Source organism: Desulfonatronospira sp. MSAO_Bac3 (genome assembly GCF_003838035.1).
GTDB lineage: Bacteria > Desulfobacterota > Desulfovibrionia > Desulfovibrionales > Desulfonatronovibrionaceae > Desulfonatronospira > Desulfonatronospira thiodismutans.
Window position 1 is genome coordinate 1 of sequence record NZ_QYZY01000175.1, and the last position, 2770, is coordinate 2770.

4 protein-coding genes are annotated in these 2770 nt (G+C 50.1%); 3 read left to right on the forward strand and 1 reads right to left on the reverse strand.

The genetic code is table 11. The annotated features are described in order from the left end of the window. The 3 genes from D5S03_RS05815 to D5S03_RS05825 form a co-directional block, all read left to right on the forward strand. The coding region (locus D5S03_RS05815; RefSeq protein WP_287042987.1) for a PIN domain-containing protein at positions 1–462 on the forward strand (462 nt) is incomplete at its 5' end. A gap of 345 nt (positions 463–807) precedes the next feature. Then, on the forward strand, positions 808–1338 hold the full coding sequence (locus D5S03_RS05820; RefSeq protein WP_008870777.1) for a hypothetical protein: 531 nt from the start codon (positions 808–810) through the stop codon (positions 1336–1338). 186 nt (positions 1339–1524) lie between these two features. After that, entirely contained in the window at positions 1525–2070 is a 546-nt protein-coding gene (locus D5S03_RS05825; RefSeq protein ID WP_008870763.1) for a hypothetical protein, read from the forward strand. Between the two features lie 391 nt (positions 2071–2461). Here the strand turns inward: D5S03_RS05825 and D5S03_RS05830 are convergent. Next, positions 2462–2770 (reverse strand): type II toxin-antitoxin system VapC family toxin (locus tag D5S03_RS05830; protein WP_287042989.1); only part of this gene is annotated, 309 nt, incomplete at its 5' end.

Below are 2770 nucleotides of genomic sequence, written 5' to 3' on the forward strand. Positions count from 1 at the left end.
CCGGGGGGAAGACGGGCCATGAAAAGGTGTTTCATAGATTCCAACATTGTGGTCTATGCCAATGACACCCGGGCCAAGTCCAGGCAATCGCGGGCTATAGAGACCATCAGCGCTTGCATGAGGGCCGGAAATGGGTTTATCTCCATCCAGGTTCTTCAGGAGTACGCAAACATTGCTCTTAAAAAACTCAATCAGGATACTCCGGTGGTCATGAGACAGCTCAGGCTCCTTGAAATCCTGAGAATGGTAACGCCGGCACCCAGGTTGGTCCGCCGCGCTGTAGAGCTTTCCAAATCCTATCAAATCTCTTTTTGGGACGCGGGGATAATAGCTGCTGCTGAAAGTGCCGACTGTGAGGTCATTTTTTCGGAAGACTTGAGCATTGCTCAGTATTATGCCGGGATTGTCGTGCTCAATCCTCTGGAAGACGGATTCGATTTGTCTGAATACATCTCTGTCTAAGCTTGATTTGGTGGTAACTATTCAGACGGAGAAAAAAAGATGGGGTTAAATGGACGCTCACAATACCCTTGGGAGCAGATCAAAAAACAGGACAGATTCACGTTTCTGTCACAACAATCACATCAATTGTCATGGGCTAAAAAACCTGCTTTACTATGAGCCAGGGATTAAATAGAACACTTCTTGTGTCATCCTGCATATTATGGATGTCTCAGGGACATTGAATGCTGTACATGTCCAGCCCGGGCAGGTTTGTGGCTGCCTGCTGTATTCCAGCTTTTGATTGCACTGCTGTCAGCGCGTGATCCCCGGTGACTCCGGACATAACCCTGTGAGGCTTAAACATTGATCCTTAGCCTGCTTTTTCTTACAGCCGGCCTGCTGGCCCTGGCCTGCGGGATTGTGGTTCTCGTGCGGCCCGGCGCGGTGAACAGGCTTAGTCTCCCCGTGCGTCAAGCGTTGCAGGCGGTCAATCCAAGCATCCGCCTGGAGCGCTATTATTACCGCCACCACAGGATCACCGGCCCCGTGACCGTCCTGGGGGGAGTTCTCTTGTGTTTTGCAGCCTGGCTTCTGTCCGGATCCGCTCCCGCAGAGAATTCCTTACTTGTTTTCTATCAGGCCCTGACCGTGGTTTTCTTTATTTTTGGAGCGGCCATAGCAGTCATCGGGGTCGTGGTGACCATAAGGCCCAGCGCGCTAAAGCCCCTGGAAAAAAAATCCAACCGTTTTATCAGTAAAGAGGATATAATAAACCTGCTTAAGCGCCTGCGCCAGGGCTACCTGAACCTGACGGCAAGGCACCCCAGGGTCTTTGGTCTTCTGGCTGCCCTGGGCGGGCTGCTGCTCATCTTTCTGGCCCTGCAGGGCATGTGAGGGGCGGCTGCAGGAGGAGGGTGTTGTCCTGCAGCCGACTGCACTATCACCAAAGGCCGAGGAGCACTGGAATAAAGGATAGGGAACTGTTTCCGCCTCCCTGTTTCACTGCATTGGACGTAGGGAAAGAAAGGGCTTGCATGCTTCCTGAGTCTGGTTTATAAAATATGAGAACAGGAGATGTCCATGTCCACAGAGCCTTTTACTCAAGAACAGATCAGCTTTCTGAAGGAGCATATGTCCCAGTGGCTGGCGGAGCAGAGCCTGGGCAAGCCGCCCATGGTCTATGAAATCGAGCTGCGGGAGCGCATGGTCCGGGTGGAGGAGGAACTGAGAAATCAGAGGGAGCTGATTCAGTATATCATCGAACAGATGGACAAGCGCTTTGAACAGGTGGATAAGCGCTTTCAACAAGTGGATAAGCGCTTTGAGCAAGTGGATAAGCGCTTTGAAGAGATGCGCCAGGACATGAATGCGCGCTTTGAGCAGGTTGATAAGCGCTTTGAAGAAATGCGCCAGGACATGCATTTGCGTTTTGAACAGATGGACAGGCGCTTTGAAGATATGCGCCAGGACATGAATTCTCGTTTTGAACAAGTGGATAAGCGTTTTGAACAGGCTGACCAGCGCTTTCTGGCCCTTACCAAGCGCATGGACCGCCTGCTGATCTGGTCCTTCGGGACTACCGTAACCGTGGGCGGACTGATCGTTGCCATCCTGAAACTTACCTGATTGAACACTGTCCAACCGGGTATGCCTCTATGGCGTCTGTACCGGCCAAGGACAGGTGTCACTTTTCCCAAAAATGATGCAAGAGAGGATAAGGGGCTGACCCCAGTGTCACCTTATGTCATGCTCCCGCCAAGGAAGTAAGTAGTAATAGCCTGTACGATAAGAAGAAAGCTCATACCTCTGGCCCTTCAGGGCATGAGATGGGCGGTTTCCGTTTTCAAAAGAAAGTATGGCCTTTAAGCTTGTTTTACACTTTGCGCTTGACGCGAAGTGTAAAATGAAGGGTATTGGTTTTACACTTCCGGCAAAGCGCATAATGTCAATAGTCATACTGTCCAGAACGCGCGGTATTTGCGTTACCCTGCCGTTTGCGGGGCCGGCAAGCTGCTGATTAAATCAGACTATCAAGGGTGATTATCTTAATTGAAGGGATATCTGGCAGCCTGAGATCGTTCGAGAGAAAGTAGTCTGCTCCCGTTTCAATGGCTGCACAAATTTGTAATGCATCTGGAGTTCTAATATTATGTTTTGCTCTTAGGCCTGCAGCACGCTCTGAGATAGAATGAGAAATTTCAACGGTTATCATTTTTGAATGCAGCAGGATATCCTTATATTCAGATGCCAGAGAATAATTACCTGCACGCATGGGATAAACCAGAACTTCAAGCAAGGTAATGGTCGAAGTTGAAACTAAAAAAGA